The sequence below is a fragment of the Rossellomorea marisflavi genome, assembly GCF_001274775.1.
Classification (GTDB): Bacteria; Bacillota; Bacilli; order Bacillales; family Bacillaceae_B; genus Rossellomorea; species Rossellomorea marisflavi.
On record NZ_LGUE01000008.1, the window covers coordinates 236,959 to 253,791 of the forward strand.

The following is a 16,833-nucleotide window of genomic DNA, read 5'->3' on the forward strand; positions in this document are numbered from 1 at the left end:
TTTTGAAGAGCAACACGGGATTCAGGGTGTAACGGAATCGTTACATATTCTACATGTTCTATCATTCTATCAGTCCAGCAAAAAGCCCCCCGACCATGATGATCAAAGGGGCTTGCACATTATTGCTCCGGATATAATTCGAATCGGCTGGTGAGATCCGTTACACGCTTGCGTGCTTCTTCCAGTTTCGTTTCATCCTCATGGTTTTTCAGTGTAAGGGCGATGATCGACGCAATTTCGTCCATCTCTCCTGCACCGAAGCCCCTGGATGTAACGGCTGCTGTACCGATACGGATACCGCTTGTAACGAACGGGCTTTCCGGATCGAACGGGATGGTATTCTTATTCACGGTGATGCCGATATCATCAAGGACCTTCTCAGCTACTTTTCCTGTCAGGCTCAAGGAGCGCAGGTCGATCAGAAGAAGATGATTATCAGAACCGCCGGAAACAAGGTTGATTCCTTCTTTCGTAAGGCCTTCCCCAAGACGGGCTGCGTTATCAATGATGTTTTGAGCGTATTCTTTAAAAGAATCCTGAAGCGCTTCACCGAATGCCACAGCTTTTGCCGCGATGACATGCATCAACGGACCGCCTTGGATACCAGGGAAAATGGATTTGTCGATTTTCTTCGCGAATTCTTCCTTGCACAGGATCATACCGCCGCGTGGACCGCGAAGCGTTTTATGCGTCGTTGTCGTAACGAAATCGGAATATGGTACTGGATTCTGGTGAAGTCCTGCTGCCACAAGGCCCGCGATGTGAGCCATGTCCACCATGAGGTAGGCACCGACTTCATCCGCGATTTCACGGAACTTGGCGAAATCGATCTTGCGCGGATATGCACTCGCTCCGGCTACGATGAGCTTCGGCTTATGCTCAAGAGCTTTCTGACGTACATCTTCATAATTGATCAATTGATTCTCTTCATCTACACCGTACTCCACGAAGTTGTATTGAACCCCGCTGAAGTTCACCGGACTGCCGTGAGTGAGGTGACCCCCATGGGACAGGTTCATACCAAGGACTGTGTCTCCCTGTTCGAGGATGGTAAAGTAAACTGCCATGTTGGCCTGGGCACCCGAGTGAGGCTGAACATTGACGTGTTCTGCGCCGAAGAGTTCTTTTGCACGGTCGCGGGCGAGGTTTTCAGCCACATCGACATGCTCGCACCCACCATAATAGCGACGGCCGGGATATCCTTCTGCGTACTTATTCGTCAACACGGAGCCCTGGGCTTCCATGACTGCTTCACTGACAAAGTTCTCTGACGCGATCAACTCGATCTTTGTACGCTGACGTTCCAATTCTTCTTGAATCGATGCATAAAGTTCCGGATCTTGCTTGGCAATCTTACTCATACGTATCCTCCTTCAATTCATGGACCCGGCTCTACCGGGCTTTGATTCATTCAATCACATTCTAACATGATTGAGCTAAAAGCGAAATAAAAAGAAGCATTTATTAAAAATGTTCGGTTTTACACAAAATCCCTTCCCGAAAAAACGGTCTGTTCACATAAAAAAACACCCGAAAAAGGGTGCTTTTCACTCATAGACCGCACGGTTCCCACCGATCAGTTTAGGGCGGGTCCTTGCAAGGGTCACATGAGCATGCCCGAGACTGCGCACGCTGACCCGCACAGGAACGGCCACATGCTTCAAATGCATGCCGATGAAGGTATCACCGATGTCGATGCCCGCATCGGCCTTGATATGTTCAACGATGACGGGATCCTGAAAGCGATGATAAGCATGAGTGGCCATGGCGCCACCCGCTTTCCTCACTGGTACGACCGTGACTTCATCAAGATTTTTCGTCTCAGCCGTTTCCCGTTCGATGACAATCGCCCGGTTCAAGTGTTCACAGCATTGAAAGGCAAGGGATACGCCTGATTTATCCGCGTACTTCCTCAGCTCTTCATAGATCAATTCAGCTGTATCAATGGTCCCTGCCGTCCCGATCTTCTCCCCCATCACCTCGGAGGTGGAGCAGCCGATGACGAGGACCTGTCCTTTCCTGAGTGGAACCTGATCATGAAACTCCTGAAGAATGGTCTGAAACGCTTGCTTCAGTTGGGTGTGATCCATGATGACCTCTCCTCACTTCTCTTCGTAGCTAGTGATCTTCCCGATGCGGTTTGAATGCCTGCCGCCTTCGAATTCGGTCTGGAGCCAGGTTTTGGCGATTTCACGCGCAAGCCCCGGTCCGATGACGCGTTCACCCATGGCAAGGATGTTGCTGTCATTATGCTCACGGGTCGCTTTTGCACTGAACACATCGTGTACAAGGGCACAGCGGATCCCTTTCACTTTATTCGCAGAAATACTCATTCCGATACCAGTTCCGCAGATGAGGATTCCTCGATCGAATTCACCATTGGCCACTTTTTCAGCAACCGGCAGCGCATAATCCGGATAATCCACGGATGTGCCGCATTCGCAGCCGAAGTCTTCATACTGAAGGCCAAGCTCATCCATCAATGATTTTATTTCTTCACGGATATTCACACCGCCGTGATCGGATGCAATTGCGATCTTCATCTGTCATCCCCCAATTCATTCTTTCCTTCTATTTTGCCACAGGCACCCCATTATATAAAGGAATTGAATTGTTTTTTTCGTTATATAGGAAAAGCACGGGAACCCCCGTGCTTTTTGGATCAAAGATGGAATTTTGTAATGGTTCCTTTGAGTGACTCCGCCTGTGATTTCAATTGATGGGCGAGTTCTTCCACGTTCTTCATGACGCCTGCCTGCTCATTCGTTGCTTCCGACACTTCTTCCGCTCCGGCAGATGTTTCCTCAGCGATCGCCGCAACTTCCTGCGACTGATTGGACGTGAGCTGGATATTCTTCATCTGATCATCCACGAGGACAGAGATCGTCTTGACGGAATCGACAACTTCATGGATGCTCTTGGTCATATTCTGGATGACGCGGTTCGTCTGTTCACCTTTATCCGCTTCCTTGTTCGCGGTGGTCACCTGATCTGTGATCTTACCGACTACCAGCCCGACCTCGGTCTGGATGTTTTGGATCAATCCTGAAATGCCCTGTACTGCTTTTCCACTTTCATCAGCCAGGTTGCGCACTTCCTCCGCAACAACCGCAAATCCCTTCCCATGCTCCCCGGCCCTTGCCGCCTCGATGGATGCATTCAGGGCAAGCAGATTCGTCTGGTTGGCGATGTCCCCCACGAGCTGGATGATCTGCTCGACTTCGCGGGCGTGGCCCTCGAGTCGTTTAACCGCCTCAAGGGACGATTCATTCCCTGAAGCCAATCGATTGATTCCTTCTACGAGTGAATGGATGACATCCTTACTCTCATTCAATTCTGCCACCATGGTTGCTGACAGCTTCTCAGAGGATTTGGAATGATCCTGTACTTCCTGCGCGATCCGGATCACATCCTCAACGGATTCCGCCGTTGTCTGGATGGCCGCTGCTGAACTTTCTGCACCTGCAGAGATTTCGCTGATCGTCCTGGAAACGGAATTGGCCTGGGTGGACGCAAGTTCGGACGCGTCGGAAAGCTCCTGTACATACGTATTGGTCTTGCTGAAATTCTCGTCGATGCTCGCCACCATTTCCCGAAGGTTATGAAGCATCTTGTTATACGCCATCCCGAGGGAGCGGATCTCGTCATCGGATTTAGACAGTTCCACTTCTGTAGAAATGTCACCATCCGCCGCTTTCAAAGCTGCTTGTTCCAGTCGCTGCAGAGGCTTATCGATATATCCTGCTGCAAGATACGCAAGGAATCCCGACCAGAAGATCCCCATTCCAAGTGTAGCGAGGGTAAACCAGAAATCACTTACATCGGATGCGAATGTCGGTTTGATGAAATAAATGAACGCGGCACTCGTCGTATACGTGATGATTGCCAGAAGTGTGGTGAATAGTACAATCTTCTTCCTGAGACCTTTTTTGGAGCCTTTCCCTTTTGCCATCCTTCTCTCTCCCTGTCTGCTTCACTCACGCTCCAGTTTGTCCATTAACTGACCGATCAAGGAATCCAGTTCGTTGTATGTATGCCGGTAGATCTCAACGCTGCCTCCATACGGATCGGAAACATCAAGGTTTTCCGGGTCCTCGAGGACGTATTCCTTCAGCGTGAAGATCTTATCAGCGATATGGGGATATTGATCTACGATCGCCCATTTATGGCCCTGTGTCATGGTGAAAATATATGAAGCCCAGTCCAGTTTTTCACGTGTGATGGAGCTGGATTGGTGCTTATGTATTATATCGTTCTCTTTCAGCACTTCTTTAGCTTGAATTGAGGCATCTGCTCCGTCCATGGCGAAAACGCCTGCGGATTTCACTTGGATTCCTTGGTGGTTGTTATGTTTAAGGATTGCTTCAGCCATGGGGCTTCGGCAGGTGTTGCCTGTGCAGATAAATAGAATATTCATTGGATCATCCTCCTTCTTACCTATTATAAATTAATTTCCATTTTGGACAAAGAGCATTCATGCTTATTCGGTTGGAGCGTTTCATGGTGGAGGTGGAAATGTAGTTTTTCTTCATGGCGGCCGTAGATGGGACGTTTCGTTTCGCTGCGGCTGCCTGCTTTCCACGGGGAGGAAGTCGAGCCTCCTCATTCTTGCGGGGTCTCGATCTTTCCTCTTTTCCCGTTGGAGTCAGGCAGCCTTCGCTTTACTTCACTCTTGGTGGAGAGGGGAATTATGATTTTTCATCAACGGTTGGTTTGACCTAGGATAGGACATGGATGTTGGCCGTTGCAAGTTTGGATGACTCCTTTGGTCTCAGCTGGATGAATCTGCATGATTCTCTTCTTCATGGCTGCCGCAGATGGGACGTTCCGTTTCGCTGCGGCAGCCTGCTTTCCACGGGGAGGAAGTCGAGCCTCCTCATTCTTGCGGGGTCTCGACCTTTCCTCTATTCCCGCTGGAGTCAGTCTGCCTTCGCTTCACTTCACTCTTGGTGGAAAGGAGAATTGTACTTTTTCATCAAGGGATTGTTTGATCTAGGATAAGACATGGATGGCATGGATGTTTGCCTTTGCAAGGGTGGATGGCTCCTTTTGGTCTCAGCTGGATGATTCTGCATGATTCTCTTCCTCATGGCTGCCGCAGATGGGACGTTCCGTTTCGCTGCGGCCACCTGCTTTCCACGGGGAGGTAGTCGAGCCTCCTCATTCTTGCGGGGTCTCGATCTTTCCTCTATTCCCGCTGGAGTCAGGTGGCCTTCGCTTCACTTCACTACTTGGTAGAGAGTGGGCTTTGATTCTTCAAGAGAATGGTATAAGATTTTTGATGCGTATACACTTCAATTTTAAAGTGTTGATAAGATACGGACGCTAATGCCTTCTAAAGAGTGCAATGAAGCGGAGGGCGGCCGACTCCAGCGTGGATCAGAGGCAAGGTTGAGACCCTGCAGGCGTCAGCCGAAGCGGCTCAACTGCCTCCCCGGAGGAAAGCGGCCGCCCGGAGCGAAATGGAACGAACCACTCCAGAACCCACACACTCTGATACCATCAAGAGATTACCCTATCTACCTTGAAAATATCAACCTTCTTTCAGGAAGTCCTTTCCCCACTCCCTCCAGAACTTAAAGCTTATATCTTTCGAAGAGTGCAATGAAGCGGAGGGCGGCCGACTCCAGCGTGGATCAGAGGCAAGGTTGAGACCCTGCAGGCGTCAGCCGAAGCGGTTCAACCGCCTCCCCGCAGGAAAGCGGTCGACCGCAGCGAAATGAAACGAATCATTCCAGAATCCACACACTCTGATACCGTCAAGAGATTCACCTCTTTGCCGTGAAAATATAAACCTACTTCCTGCCAGTCCTTTCCCCCTCTCTCCCTTAAGAGCTTTAAGCTTATATCCTCCAAAGAGTGTAATGAAGCGGAGGGCGGCCGACTCCAGCGTGGGTCAGAGGCAAGGTTGAGACCCTGCAGGCGTCAGCCGAAGCGGCTCAACTGCCTCCCCGCAGGAAAGCGGCCTCCCGCAGCGAAATGAAACGAACCACTCCAGAATCCACCCACTTTAATACCATCAAGAGGTTCTCCTACCTGCAATGAAGTGGTCGACCGCAGCTACATTCACTAGCTACCAAAAAGAAAAAGCCCCATAAGGGACTTCAAAAAGGAAGAAGCAGCTTGATTCCGAATAAGAACAGGATGCTTCCGCCCAGTGCTTCGCTGTAGGTGCCGAGGACCCCTTGGAATCGCCTCCCGATGAGAAGGCCTGCCCATGTTAGGACAGTGGCGGCAAAACCGAAACAAGCGACGGCGGCAAATGTTCTTGCGCCAAAGATCCCGAGGCTCAGTCCGACAGAGAAGCTGTCGAGGCTGACGCTCAGTGCAAATAGGACGAGGCCGAATCCCACGGGTGAAACGAGCGTGGTCTCCTCCTCCTTGAAGCTCGAAAGGAACATCTGGATCCCAAGAACAATCAAGAGGATACCTCCTGCATATGTAGCAAATGTCCCGAACGTGTTGGAAAGGAATTTCCCCGTCATCATTCCGAGCAGCGGCATCCATACATGGAATACGCCGACCACGATACCGATATATAGGATCTGCCTAAGCCTCAGCTGGAACATTCCCATCCCGATACCGATCGAGAACGCATCCATCCCAAGCGCAAAGGCCATCAGCATAAGTGTCACCAATTCACCGATCATTGTCATTCTCACTATTCCTCCCCCGGACATGCCTATAGAGAAATGTATGCGTGTCCGGAGAGAATTAGACGAGCGTGTTTTGTCCAAACATAAAAAGACGCCCAGCAAATGAGCGTCTTTTCCTATAGCTTTCTATGATTTTACCGAACCGCTCCCGACTACTTTTTTAACGGCCGCGTCCATTCCTTCGATCAGGATCGTCTCGATATGAGCAGCCACCTGTTCTGCTAGCCCCTCCAACGCATCAAGATCTTCTCCCCAGATGTCCTCACAGCTGAGGATGGAACGGACGGCAGAAAGGATGGTGATCCGGCCTTCTTCAATTGCTTGCCACGTGTCAAGAAGGAGGGTGTTTACTACCGAGTTTTCCCGCGTCTCATACTCTTCCCCGCCTCTTTCGGCTATCAGCCCTTTTTCCGTGATGCGAACCGGCTTATAGTATACGAGCAGGGCAGCAAGTGCGAGGACCAATGTTTCAGGAAGTTCCCCACGAACGGCATGGGTCTTCAGGCGTGGCAAAAGCCTCGATGTGTATTTAAAAAATGAGTTCATGCCGATATCGAGTAGGAAATGCTTATTATAAGGGTTCAAGAAGCGGTCCACGACTCCTGACGTAAACTCCTTCTTGACTTCTTCTTCCATTGGAAGCGCGTCCTGGATGTCCAGGAATCCCTGCTCGACGAAGGAACGAAGGGAAGGGGTGGTCATCACATCCAGGACTGTGTCGGCCCCCGCCAGATATCCGACGGGTGTCATGAGGGTATGGGGACCGTTGAGGAGTCCCACCTTCAGGTCCCGCTGTTCCTGCACTCCGCCCCACTTCACATTGAGGCCGGCTTCGTGGAGGGGGAAGATTTCCTTGAATCGTTCATCCCCTTCGATGGCGAATAGGTGATAGGGTTCGCCTACCGTGATGAGCTCATCCTCATAGCCGAGGCGTTCTCGGTATTCTGATTCCTGACCCCGTGGGAACCCGGTGACGATCCGGTCGACCAGCGTGTCACAGAATACATTCGAGTGGTCAAGCCATTCGAAGAAGGCCTCAGAATATCCCCAGTCTTCCGCTACCTTGTGTACGATGGATTTCAGCTTCTTGCCATTCTCTTCGATTAATTCACACGGCAGGATGTATAACCCTTTATCCCCTGCTCCCTCGTAATACGTGAACCGGTGGTGCAGGAGGGCCGCAAGCTTCCCGGGATACGAAAGGGGCGAAGCATCACCGTCGTATGCCTCCTCCTGATAGACGATGCCGGCTTCTGTCGTATTGGAGACGATGATCTGGAGGTCGGCAGATTCCACCGCCCGCTTCATGGCAGGCCATTCGGAATAGGGGTTGATGCCCCCGCTGATGGACGAGATGACTTCATAATAATCCACGGTCTCCCCATTCTTGCGCCCCCTCAAGACCGCCGTGTACAGATAATCCTGCGCGGCGAGCTTCGGCAGCACCTTTCCGTGGGGCGTCGGCTGCACTGCGATGACGGATCCGTTGAAGACGCCCTGTTTGTTCATTTCCTGGATCATCCAATCGATGAACCCCCTGAGGAAATTCCCTTCCCCGATCTGCAGGACCTTGGCCGGAAGATGCTGATAGGATGTGCTGTTCGGTACTTCTTTACTAAGCTTCATACAAAATCCTCCCTTTACAGCGTGACGCCGTCTTTGAAAATGGAAATCTCCTTGAATCCCAGTCGTTCATTATGGGTGCGTGCTTCCCCCGATGCGAGGGTCGTGATGTAATCAAAGAACTCATTGGCGAGCTCTTCCTTTCCCCTTCCTTCGATGAGCTGTCCTGCATTGAAATCGATCCAATTGGTCTTCTTCTGGGCCAGAGCTGAGTTGGTTGAGATCTTCACCGTAGGTACAGGACCTCCGAACGGGGTTCCCCGCCCCGTGGTGAATAGGACAATATGAGCGCCCGCAGCCGTGAGGGCGGTGACGGAGACGAGGTCATTCCCCGGGCCTTGGACGAGATGAAGGCCTTCACCTTTCGTGCGGTCACCGTAGGCAAGGACGTCGGCAATCTCCCCGAACCCGCCTTTTTGGATGTTTCCTAGGGACTTTTCTTCAAGGGTCGTGATCCCGCCTTTTTTATTCCCCGGAGATGGATTCTCATAGACGTTCTGTCCGTGCTTCAGGAAATATTCCTTGAAGTCATTGACGAGGTCGACGATCTTCTCAAATACCCCTTCATCCTTGGCCCGGCTCATGAGGATCTCTTCCGCCCCGAACATCTCGGGTACTTCCGTCAGGATCGTGGTTCCTCCTTCCGAGATGAGCCTGTCGGAAAATGCTCCGACGAGCGGGTTCCCGGTAATGCCGGAGAAGCCGTCCGATCCACCGCATTTCAATCCTACCTTCAACTTTGAAAGGGGTACTTCCTGACGTTTGAATGTCTTTGCATAGTCGGCAAGCTCTTCGATGAGTTCGAGAGATTCGGAGATTTCATCATCGGCACTCTGGACCTCGATGAACTTCACCCTCCGTGGGTCATAATCGCCGATCACCTTCTTGAATTCTTCAATGTAATTATTCTCGCAGCCAAGACCCATGACGAGAATACCCGCAGCATTTGAATGATGGACGAGGCCGCTCAGGATCTTCTGAGTGTTATGAAGATCATCCCCAAGCTGGGAACACCCGAAGAGATGAGAAAAGCTGTGCACCCCGTCGATGCCTTCGAATTGATCACTGGCCATCTTTGCCACCATTTCTGCAGTCTTGTTGATGCAGCCAACCGTGTTGATGATCCAGATTTCATTGCGGATCCCGACTTCCCCGTTTTCCCTGATGTATCCTTGAAAGGTTTTGGTCGACGGCTTCGGAACGATCTTGTCATCTGTGGGCTTGTAGTCATACTGAAGCGTCCCTTTGAGATTGGTCACCACATTGTGAGTATGGATCCACTCGCCCCGGTCGATTGGCTCTGACGCCCTCCCGATCGGCATGCCGAACTTGATAACGTTTTCATTTTCCTGTATCGGTTCCCTGGCAATCTTATGTCCGGCCGGTACGTCTTCCCTCAGGATGACTTCCCTGTCACCATCCACCACGCGTTCCCCTGCTTCGAAATCCCTCAGTGCAATCAGGACATTGTCCCGTTCATGAATGACGATCGTTGAACTGTTCAATCCCATCTTCCCCCTCTTCTTGACAAAATAACAACGTTGTTATTATCATAGTATCATTCCTTTTTTCTGTCAATGAAGAGTTGTATCGGCAACGGACAGAGAGATATAATGAAATCATCACAGTGCTGGAGGTTACCATGGGAGTCACAATCAAAGACATAGCAAAAGCGGCAGGGGTGAGTTTTTCCACCGTATCAAAAGCATTACGGGACAGCCCTCTCGTCAAGGAACCGACGAAAAAGCGGATCACCGACATCGCCATGGAGCTCGGTTATCAGCCGAATGCAGCGGCGAGAAGCTTGGTTTCGAAAAAATCTCACACCATCGGTATCATCTGGCCGACCATCGAAGGGACCGCCCACTCTTCCCTGATCACACGCCTGAATACACAGCTTGAACAGCTCTCATATACGACCCTGATTTCCATTAATGAAAAGGAATTCGCCATCAATCTTTTCAACCGCTATCAGGTCGATGCCATCCTTTGCTTTGATGACAATCCGGAGCGACTAACTGATACCTCATCGGCCGTTCCTGTCGTCTCGTACGGGATCGCCGATAAAGGGAGCTCCTCTCCGGTCGTAGACGTTCAGCGGAAAAAGGCCGTCTACATGGCGACCAATTATCTTTCTTCCATAGGGCATCGGTTTATCAGCTATATCGGCGCACTGAATAATCCGATTCAGGATGAAAAAGCAAAGGGCTTCAAACTGGCGGCAGAAGGACTGGGCCTCCCCGGTTTCACACATCAGATCGTGGAGGTTCAAAAGCTTGATCCGTACGATGGGTACATCGCGGCTAAGGAAGTCCTCGAGAGCGGCGAACGACCGACAGCGATCATCAGCGGGAGTCATGATCTATCCAAGGGGATCCTTAGGGCTGCAGGGGAGTGCGGGATCAAGGTTCCGGATGACCTCTCCATCATCAGCTACGACAACCTTCCCGACGATAGCGACACCCCCATCCCCCTTTCAACGGTCGGTGTCCCCATGGATCACATCACATTACGCTTGACAGATGTCCTGATGGATGTCATCAATGAAGATGATATAGAAAAGGTCCTATTCCTGGAACCTGAGCTCAAAGTGACGGATTCATGCCGTCCACCATCCAACCATTAGGAGGAGAAACCATGTCATTTTCCATTTTTCTTGCAGGTGATTCAACTGTAGCGGACTATCCTGAAACTTCTGCTCCACAAGCCGGTTGGGGGCAAACATTCCCGGCCTTTCTGGATCCGAGCATCTCGGTCCGGAATCATGCCGCTAACGGGCGCAGTTCCAAAAGCTTCATCGACGAAGGAAGGCTGGATGCGATCAGAGATGAGATCGCTGAAGGGGATTATCTCTTCATCCAGTTCGGTCACAACGACAGCAAGCAGGATGAGCGATTCACGGATCCTTTTACCACCTATAAGGAGCATCTGCTCCGCTATATCGAAACCGCAAGAGAAAAGAAAGCGCATCCGCTCCTGATTACGCCAGTGGCGAGAAGGAAGTTCGGAAGCGATGGCACGGTGCTGGATACCCACGGGGATTACCCTGAAGCGATGAAGGAGCTTGCACGGGAACAATCGGTCCCTGTCATCGACCTTCACAAAAGGAGCTTGAAGCTCCTGGATACATTGGGTCCGATCCGGTCCAAAGCGCTCTATATGTGGATAGACCCGCATCCTAATTTCCCAGACGGAGCCATGGATAATACTCATTTTAATGAAGACGGAGCGCATGAAATCGCCGCGATCGTAAAGAAAGAACTTGAAGGAGTCGTGCCAGAACTGACTCCGATCATGAAATAAATCATCAAAAGCCCGGTCCCTACGTAAAGGGACCGGGCTTTTTCATTCAGGATGGAAAGAGGGAATCGGATCATCGAATTCTTTCCAGTTCGTCCCCATTTCTTCCTCTGTGAGGAGGCAACGATCCAAGGAACCCTCGATCTGATGACGGTCCATATTCATACCGATCATGACGAGCTCGGTCATGCGATCCCCGTATTCTGGATCCCACTTTTCCTTGAGCTCGGTTTCCTCTTCAAGAAGCTCACGGATCTCGCCTTCTGGATAGGTCGCCATCCATGGGCCAGCCCCTTGGATCATGATGGATGGACCCGCTTGTGAAAGAAGGCCGGCAGTATCGTTGCGGCTTGCAAGCCAGAAGAAGCCCTTTGCCCTTACAACCTCTTCCGGCCACCCTTCAAGCCATTCCATGAAGCGACCAGGGTGGAACGGCCTCACCCGCCTATAGACAAAGGACGAAATGTTGTATTCATCCGTTTCAGGGACATGCTCTTCCTGTAGCTCCTTGATCCACCCTGCACTTTGGCTGGCGGCTTCGAATTGGAATGAATGTGTGTTCAATACCTCTTCAAGGTCGACCCTGGCATGGCTGGATTCGATGATCCTGGCATCTGCATTGAGCTTCCTCAGGACCGCCCTTAGCTCATTGACAGACTCCTCCGCAACCAGATCGGTTTTGTTCAAGAGGATGACGTTGGCAAACTCGATTTGATCGATCAGCAGGTCGACGATCTCCCTTTCATCCGTCTCGTCTGCTGCCTGACTTCGATCGAGCAGCGTCTCCCCACTGGCAAAGTCGTCCCAGAAACGGTTGGCATCAACCACCGTCACCATCGTATCCAGTCTTGTTTTCCCCACTAGATCGACGCCGGTCGCTTCATCGGCATACGTGAAGGTCTGGGCGACAGGCACCGGCTCGGAGATACCAGAAGACTCGATGACGATATAGTCAATGTCCCCTTGTTCCACAAGGCGATCGACTTCGATGAGAAGGTCTTCTCGCAACGTGCAACAGATGCATCCATTCTGAAGCTCCACAAGTTTTTCATCGGTCCGGGTGAAGCCCTCTTTCTTCACAAGGGAGGCATCAATATTCACCTCGCTCATATCATTGACGATGACGGCGATCTTCCTCCCCTCCCTGTTGTGGAGAATGTGGTTCAATAATGTCGTTTTTCCTGATCCTAAATAGCCGCTCAATACAGTTACTGGTATTCTCAATGGTCTCTCTCCTTTTCATTTATATACTTCTGATGATCCGTTCTGCTGCTTTCCTCGCTCCTGCAATATTCCTGGCAACTGGACCGATCTCCAGTTCGGCCAGTGGTCCGGATACATAAAGATGATCGCACCATTCCAAGTGCTCGTTGACGATGGGGAATCCGCACTGTGCACATACCAGCCCTTCCTTCCTCACCAGTTCACGGACCCACTCCGTTTTCATTATCTTTGGGCAAAATCCCGTTGCCAGCAACAGCGTTTTCCCTTCCCACCGGGAGTGCTTCAAGGAAAGGGAAAGGGTCGATCCTTCCACCCCGCTTCCTTCCAATTCATCCTGGATGAATCGGTACGCACCACGGTCCTCCAGCCTCCTTAACCTGTTCCTGAGCTCGCTTGTCACTGACCCGCGATGACGTGCATCATGAATGGCTTGCCTCCTTTTTTTGTACGAAGAAAGTGAGTGGAATCCTCTCAAAAACTTAGGACCGAGCCAGCCCGGATCACTGTCGAAATCATGGACCCGATAGGGATGCCTGCTGATTTGAACCACTCTCCCAGGATGCTCCCGAGAAAGCTTGATCACCAGATGGGCTGCTGTGATTCCGCCTCCCACTACGGCGATATCAGGAGTGATCAGTGGGAGATTCTCTTGAAAGATATGCCCTACTTGGGTCGGCCGATTCTCTCGCAACTCCTCGGCCCACTCGGGGACGCTGAGCCTTTCATTCATCCCGGTGGCAATCACCAGATTCTTGCCTTCAACTGATCCCGAATCAGTTTCCACCACCCAGTGGTTACCCGACTTCGTGACCCCTTGTACCCTCCCTTGCTGCCACCTCTCTTGCAAACCGATGCTGGTGAAAATGGCTTCACTGTGATGGTTGAAGAAATCAAGACCCGGCCTTTTGTATTTCCCATAAAAGACATCGGATCCCCCATCATTGAAGTAATGGAGGCTGAACGGATGAATATCACAATGATGGACGGATGGTGATCTTAAAAACGGCATGGCAATCCTTGATGTGAGGTCCTTCCACTTTTCGATGGGCCCCTTATGAGGATCTATAATACAGATTTGACTCGCAGGAATACCTTTGGCCTTAATCAGATAGGTTGCGATGGTGCACCCGTGGATGCCGCCCCCTGCAATGACCCATTCCACCTTACCCACTCCTTTTTCGTAATAATTACGATTTATAAACCATTTGATACCCCGACCTCCCATCAAGGCCGGGGTACCGTCATTCGACTTTGATATAAAATTCTTCCACATACGGGTTTTCAGGCGGTTCCACCTTTTTAAAGACGGGATGCTTGATGACCGGCATCGCCATCCCATTGAATTCTGCCTCATCCAATATCCCGCTCACTTGCACCCATGTGTCGGGTTCGAGGGCTGCGAGCTCTTCACTTCTTGAAAGGATCCCGTAAACGGAAGCATCCGCGACACAGCACGTCACCGTGAAACGTGATATGACCACTTCATTCTTTGAAAATCCTTCGTCTTTGTAAATGAAGCCCGTAAGCTGGATTTCTTTCCCGATTGAAGAGTCGAGCTGTTCATCGACGACGCTGAGCGTCTGGATGTATTGTTCATCCCTTACGATGATTTTTTCCTTCTGTTTGATCACGTCTTTCAATTTCTCATAATCCTTCTCCAAGGGAAACGTCCCGACGGGATCCAAACTCGCTTCTCCTCCGTGGACCGCTTCGACCGCTTTCCCACTCGATCTTTCGCCCTCATGAGGAGTCAACGTGAATAGCCCATTCCCCACCTTCACTCCTCGCTTGGCAGCCACGGACCCGTCCAGAAGTTGATCGGGAAGCAAGAAACCTGTGACCAATGGGAGAACAAACAGTGAGTACACCACGACGGGGCGCACCACCCCCCTTGGCACCTCATGGGCTTCACAGCCGCATTGACCCTTGGTATGGAATCCTGAGGTCCCCCGGATGATTTGAACCGCACCCAGAAGGAAGAAGACGCCTAACGCAAAATATAAATAACCATGCATCTTCGGTGCGACGAAGTTTTGAAGGTTGAATGTCAGAAGCAGCTTCAATAGGAGCAGGGCATAGCCGATCAATATCACCCCACGGATGTATGTATGGAACTGTTGGGTCGATTTCATGGTTCCACCTCCTTCACGTCAAGATACCAACCAGCATGGCACATGCATAGACCACAACGGTGACAATGAGAATGAACGCCACGACATATCTCTTCTTGAAATACGACAGCATCAATAACGTGTTCTTAAAGTCGATCATCGGCCCATAAACAAGGAAAGCCAATAGTGATGAAGCGGTGAACAAGCTGCCGAAAGAGGATGCGACAAACGCGTCTGCCTCTGAACAAAGAGAAATCACATAGGCGAAGATCATCATCATCGCAGGACCGATCAGGGCGTGTGACCCGATCCCCACCAACAGCTCACGATCTAAGAACGTTTGAAAAATGGCTGCCACAAGGGCACCGATGATCAGGAATTTTCCCATATCGAAGAATTCATCACTCGCATGGGTCAACGTCTGCATGAGTTTGCTTCCTTGCTCATGATGATGCTGATGTGACTCTGTTCCTCTCAGCAACGGATCTTTATTCTTGAATAACCGGTACCAAGCTCCACCGATCACTACGGCAGCCACGAAACCGATCACCATCCTCCCCCACACGATCGTCCAGTCCGGCTGGAACGCATAATAGGTCGAAGCAAACACGATCGGATTCAAAATCGGAGCCGTCACCATGACCACAAGGGCCAGATGGGGTGGGACACCTTTTCGCATCAGCCTTCTCGCCACCGGTACAATGGCACACTCACAAACCGGAAGGATGGCCCCGACTATGGCGGCAGGGAAGATGGCCAGGTACGGGAATCGCTTCGGTATCAGCCTTTGCAATGTCTTCTCCGATACGAATACCTGGATCAGAGCCGAAGCAAATACACCGATCAGAATGAACGGGATGGCTTCCAAAAGGATGCTAAGGAAGATCGTCGTGACGTTTGCCACTCCGGAAGATAGGATGACTGAAGGAAGTTCTATGAACTCACCCGCAAGAAATAGTAGAACGAGACCGATAAACAAGAAAAGTCCGGTCAAGTCTTGTCCAAATGTTTTGAGTGTACCCACCTTTTCTCCCCCCCTTTTTGCAAATCGTAATAATTACGTTTTATATTATAATCTATGTAGCCATAAAAAAACTATGTTTCATTTTTCCTGTTTTGATTTTCTTCAATCCCCACAGTCTATTTCTATGCGATGCCACGGAGAATCTTTCAATTTTTCTTGAAATAATAGACTATCAACTCACTTTCCGCACAAAAAAAGAGGATGCCAGCAAACCTGGCAACCTCTTTTCTATCAATTGTGGATCAATTCATTTTTCAACTTGATATCATCAATGGAGCTGAAGCCTTTGTACGCCAACCACATGTTCAAATGGACGAATAATGTAAAACCGAAAAGCGGGATGAAACCGGGAAATGAGATGAAAAAATAATAGGTCGACAGTGTCGCTACGATCATGAGCACGAGATTCCCCGGTTGCAGGAAGCCGATGAACAGCGCCTGCTTGAAGGTCTGGAAGAACTTCAGGTCGTAATGGACATAGACCGGTAGAATATACGTGAGCAGGATGATCAGGACGAAGCCCATGAGCATGAGCAGGTACTGGATGATGGTATAGATCGTTCCTTCCATCTGACGGAAAAAGTGAAGATCGACGTACCAGAGCAGCACGAAGCCCGCCAATGAAAAGAACAGTCCGTTGGCACGGAAGAATTCTTTCCTGTAGGTGTCCCAAAAACTCCTGATGAGGGGAAGGTCTTCCACCCCCATGACCGCTTTCCGGGTGACGGCATACATCGCCACTGTACTCGGACCGATCCCGAAGACCACTCCTCCAAGGAGGGTGCAGCCGATCCAGAGCAGATTCAAGATGGCAAAGTGCGTGATCCATCTGCAGAAATTCAACACCCCATTGATCAATCGTCCCATTTCCATGGTATCCCTCTTTTCCGTTCAA

Annotated in this window: 15 protein-coding genes; 2 read left to right on the forward strand and 13 right to left on the reverse strand. The window is 50.7% G+C overall.

The window, feature by feature from the left end; all coding sequences use genetic code 11:
* Window positions 1-119: 119 nt before the first annotated feature.
* The 8 genes from AF331_RS19280 to AF331_RS19320 all read right to left on the reverse strand — a co-directional run bounded on the left by AF331_RS19280 (window position 120) and on the right by AF331_RS19320 (window position 9,784).
* Window positions 120-1,361 carry a serine hydroxymethyltransferase gene (locus tag AF331_RS19280; protein ID WP_048015285.1) on the reverse strand — a complete coding sequence of 414 codons (1,242 nt, stop codon included), beginning with the start codon at window positions 1,359-1,361 and terminating at the stop codon, window positions 120-122.
* A 186-nt stretch (window positions 1,362-1,547) separates the two neighbouring features.
* Window positions 1,548-2,090, reverse strand: coding sequence for a TIGR01440 family protein (locus AF331_RS19285; RefSeq protein WP_053429632.1), 543 nt, complete (start codon window positions 2,088-2,090; stop codon window positions 1,548-1,550).
* Between the two features lie 12 nt (window positions 2,091-2,102).
* The gene (rpiB, locus tag AF331_RS19290) at window positions 2,103-2,543 is read right to left on the reverse strand and encodes a ribose 5-phosphate isomerase B (protein ID WP_048004860.1); all 441 of its coding nucleotides are present in this window, start codon (window positions 2,541-2,543) and stop codon (window positions 2,103-2,105) included.
* A gap of 119 nt (window positions 2,544-2,662) precedes the next feature.
* Window positions 2,663-3,952, reverse strand: coding sequence for a methyl-accepting chemotaxis protein (locus AF331_RS19295; RefSeq protein WP_053429633.1), 1,290 nt, complete (start codon window positions 3,950-3,952; stop codon window positions 2,663-2,665).
* Window positions 3,953-3,973: 21 nt separating this feature from the next.
* Window positions 3,974-4,417, reverse strand: a complete 444-nt coding sequence (locus tag AF331_RS19300) for a low molecular weight protein arginine phosphatase (protein WP_053429634.1) — start codon at window positions 4,415-4,417, stop codon at window positions 3,974-3,976.
* A gap of 1,687 nt (window positions 4,418-6,104) precedes the next feature.
* Window positions 6,105-6,650 (reverse strand): manganese efflux pump MntP, encoded by a 546-nt coding sequence (locus AF331_RS19310; RefSeq protein WP_082347081.1) that lies wholly within the window; start codon window positions 6,648-6,650, stop codon window positions 6,105-6,107.
* A gap of 132 nt (window positions 6,651-6,782) precedes the next feature.
* The gene (locus AF331_RS19315) at window positions 6,783-8,282 is read right to left on the reverse strand and encodes a tagaturonate reductase (protein ID WP_053429637.1); all 1,500 of its coding nucleotides are present in this window, start codon (window positions 8,280-8,282) and stop codon (window positions 6,783-6,785) included.
* A 14-nt stretch (window positions 8,283-8,296) separates the two neighbouring features.
* Window positions 8,297-9,784, reverse strand: coding sequence for a UxaA family hydrolase (locus tag AF331_RS19320; RefSeq protein WP_053429921.1), 1,488 nt, complete (start codon window positions 9,782-9,784; stop codon window positions 8,297-8,299).
* Window positions 9,785-9,921: 137 nt separating this feature from the next.
* On the opposite strand from AF331_RS19320, the gene AF331_RS19325 reads away from it, so the two are divergent.
* Window positions 9,922-10,905, forward strand: coding sequence for a LacI family DNA-binding transcriptional regulator (locus AF331_RS19325; protein WP_053429638.1), 984 nt, complete (start codon window positions 9,922-9,924; stop codon window positions 10,903-10,905).
* A gap of 11 nt (window positions 10,906-10,916) precedes the next feature.
* Window positions 10,917-11,582 (forward strand): rhamnogalacturonan acetylesterase, encoded by a 666-nt coding sequence (locus AF331_RS19330; RefSeq protein ID WP_053429639.1) that lies wholly within the window; start codon window positions 10,917-10,919, stop codon window positions 11,580-11,582.
* A gap of 42 nt (window positions 11,583-11,624) precedes the next feature.
* Here the strand turns inward: AF331_RS19330 and AF331_RS19335 are convergent, their stop codons facing one another.
* The 5 genes from AF331_RS19335 to AF331_RS19355 all read right to left on the reverse strand — a co-directional run bounded on the left by AF331_RS19335 (window position 11,625) and on the right by AF331_RS19355 (window position 16,805).
* The gene (locus AF331_RS19335; protein WP_053429640.1) at window positions 11,625-12,803 is read right to left on the reverse strand and encodes a GTP-binding protein; all 1,179 of its coding nucleotides are present in this window, start codon (window positions 12,801-12,803) and stop codon (window positions 11,625-11,627) included.
* Between the two features lie 19 nt (window positions 12,804-12,822).
* Window positions 12,823-13,965, reverse strand: coding sequence for a SidA/IucD/PvdA family monooxygenase (locus AF331_RS19340; RefSeq protein WP_053429641.1), 1,143 nt, complete (start codon window positions 13,963-13,965; stop codon window positions 12,823-12,825).
* A 79-nt stretch (window positions 13,966-14,044) separates the two neighbouring features.
* Window positions 14,045-14,935 (reverse strand): TIGR03943 family putative permease subunit, encoded by an 891-nt coding sequence (locus AF331_RS19345; protein WP_053429642.1) that lies wholly within the window; start codon window positions 14,933-14,935, stop codon window positions 14,045-14,047.
* Between the two features lie 13 nt (window positions 14,936-14,948).
* The gene (locus tag AF331_RS19350; protein WP_053429643.1) at window positions 14,949-15,938 is read right to left on the reverse strand and encodes a permease; all 990 of its coding nucleotides are present in this window, start codon (window positions 15,936-15,938) and stop codon (window positions 14,949-14,951) included.
* 231 nt (window positions 15,939-16,169) lie between these two features.
* Window positions 16,170-16,805: a YesL family protein gene (locus AF331_RS19355; protein ID WP_160316589.1), complete on the reverse strand. Its 636-nt coding sequence runs from the start codon at window positions 16,803-16,805 to the stop codon at window positions 16,170-16,172.
* Window positions 16,806-16,833 lie beyond the last annotated feature (28 nt).

Bases quoted from the DNA above. Each gene is read 5' to 3' on its own strand.
- AF331_RS19285 (WP_053429632.1), bottom strand. From the start codon at position 2,090: ATGGATCACACCCAACTGAAGCAAGCGTTTCAGACCATTCTTCAGGAG.
- AF331_RS19315 (WP_053429637.1), bottom strand. From the start codon at position 8,282: ATGAAGCTTAGTAAAGAAGTACCGAACAGCACATCCTATCAGCATCTT.
- AF331_RS19345 (WP_053429642.1), bottom strand. From the start codon at position 14,935: ATGAAATCGACCCAACAGTTCCATACATACATCCGTGGGGTGATATTG.
- AF331_RS19300 (WP_053429634.1), bottom strand. From the start codon at position 4,417: ATGAATATTCTATTTATCTGCACAGGCAACACCTGCCGAAGCCCCATG.
- rpiB (WP_048004860.1), bottom strand. From the start codon at position 2,543: ATGAAGATCGCAATTGCATCCGATCACGGCGGTGTGAATATCCGTGAA.
- AF331_RS19310 (WP_082347081.1), bottom strand. From the start codon at position 6,650: ATGATCGGTGAATTGGTGACACTTATGCTGATGGCCTTTGCGCTTGGG.
- AF331_RS19330 (WP_053429639.1), top strand. From the start codon at position 10,917: ATGTCATTTTCCATTTTTCTTGCAGGTGATTCAACTGTAGCGGACTAT.
- AF331_RS19295 (WP_053429633.1), bottom strand. From the start codon at position 3,952: ATGGCAAAAGGGAAAGGCTCCAAAAAAGGTCTCAGGAAGAAGATTGTA.
- AF331_RS19280 (WP_048015285.1), bottom strand. From the start codon at position 1,361: ATGAGTAAGATTGCCAAGCAAGATCCGGAACTTTATGCATCGATTCAA.
- AF331_RS19325 (WP_053429638.1), top strand. From the start codon at position 9,922: ATGGGAGTCACAATCAAAGACATAGCAAAAGCGGCAGGGGTGAGTTTT.
- AF331_RS19355 (WP_160316589.1), bottom strand. From the start codon at position 16,805: ATGGGACGATTGATCAATGGGGTGTTGAATTTCTGCAGATGGATCACG.